The sequence below is a fragment of the Azoarcus sp. TTM-91 genome, from assembly GCF_012911025.1.
Taxonomy (GTDB): domain Bacteria; phylum Pseudomonadota; class Gammaproteobacteria; order Burkholderiales; family Rhodocyclaceae; genus Azoarcus.
This window is the reverse complement of record NZ_WUEI01000248.1, coordinates 1-1,465: the sequence shown is the minus strand read 5'-3', so window position 1 is coordinate 1,465 and position 1,465 is coordinate 1. Positions and strand designations below refer to the sequence as shown.

General features: G+C 71.6%; 1 protein-coding gene and 1 pseudogene. One reads left to right on the top strand and one right to left on the bottom strand.

The features are described from left to right. Window positions 1–1,055, bottom strand: a pseudogene (locus GRF61_RS24015) (YgiQ family radical SAM protein); the annotation flags it as partial. Window positions 1,056–1,226: 171 nt separating this feature from the next. On the opposite strand from GRF61_RS24015, the gene GRF61_RS24010 reads away from it, so the two are divergent. Continuing rightward, the coding region (locus GRF61_RS24010; protein ID WP_169153135.1) for a hypothetical protein at window positions 1,227–1,465 on the top strand (239 nt) is incomplete at its 3' end.

The following is a 1,465-nucleotide window of genomic DNA, read 5'->3' as shown; positions in this document are numbered from 1 at the left end:
ATGTCCCAGGCCGGGATGCGCGCGCCGCCGTAGACGGGGTGCGGCGCCCGCGCGTAGGGCAGGCCATAGACGAAGTCCATCTCCGGCGTGCTGAGCGGAATCGGCGGCGGGTTCAGCCACACCTCGCGCGCCCCCGGCCCCTCGCCGTGGCGCTGCACCAGCGCGCGGGCGTTGCCGGGGTTGGATTCCAGGTGGAAGACGCGGGAGGCGTGGGCGTACAGCACCGGGTCGTCCTTCACCGCCTCGTAGGCCGGCAGGCGCACCACCGTGCGGCCGCGCTCGGCGCGGCGGGCGGCGACGCGTTCGGCCGCCGGCACGATGCGCACCGGCTGGGCGCCGTCGGCGGCGGGCGCGGCGGCCGGCGCCGGCTCCATCGCGTAGGGATCGGCATGCGGCTCGACGCGGCCGGGGCGGTCCAGGCTGAGGGAATCCACTTCGCTCCAGCCTTCCGGCAGCCAGCCCGGCCGCGCCATGAAGGCGGTGCCGCGCAGGTCGCGGATGGACTCGATGGGCTCGCCGGCGGCCAGCCGCAGCGTAAGGTCGATCAGCGCGCGCTCGGCGTTGCCGAACAGCAGGATGTCGGCCTTGGAGTCCGGCAGCACCGAGCGCCGCACCTTGTCCGACCAGTAGTCGTAATGGGCGATGCGGCGCAGCGAGGCTTCGATGCTGCCGATGACGATGTTGGCGTCCGGGAAGGCCTCGCGGGCACGCTGGGCGTAGACGGTGAGGGCGCGGTCCGGCCGCTTGTTGGCTTCGGCGTTCGGCGTGTAGGCGTCGTCGGAGCGGATCTTGCGGTCGGAGGTGTAGCGGTTGACCATGGAATCCATGTTGCCGGCGGTGATGCCGAAGTACAGCCGCGGCTTGCCCAGGGCGCGAAAGGGCTCGGCCGAGGTCCAGTCCGGCTGGCTGATGATGCCCACCCGCAGGCCGAGCGACTCCAGCAGGCGGCCGACCAGCGCCATGCCGAAGCTGGGATGGTCGATGTAGGCGTCGCCGGTCACCAGCACCACGTCGCACTCCTTCCAGCCGAGCGCCTGCATTTCGGCGCGGGACATGGGCAGGAAGGGAGCGGGCTTGCGCGGCGGTGCGGCGCGGGAAAACAGTTCTGCGGGCTGACTCATGATGGCCGCCATTGTATCGGCCGCCGCCTTGCTCAGGCGGCGGACTGCGGCTTTTTGCGTAACATGGCACGACCGCGGGCGGTCCTGCCCCTCAGGAAAATAACCATGCGAATCATGCGCCTATATTCCCGTGCCCTTTCCGTCCCTAACGCTCCCCAGCCGTGCCGGAACAACTTCGACAGCGCTTTCGCCTTGGCGCGGCCAGACCGTTCCGGCGGCAATCCGGCTGCCCTCTGGACCGCCCTGCTCCGCTTGCTGCTGCCGCGCAATCTCGTCCCGGCGCTGCTGGCCGCCCTCGCGCTGGCCGGCGGCGGCGCCGCGCTGGCGCAGGTCAGCGAGGCACC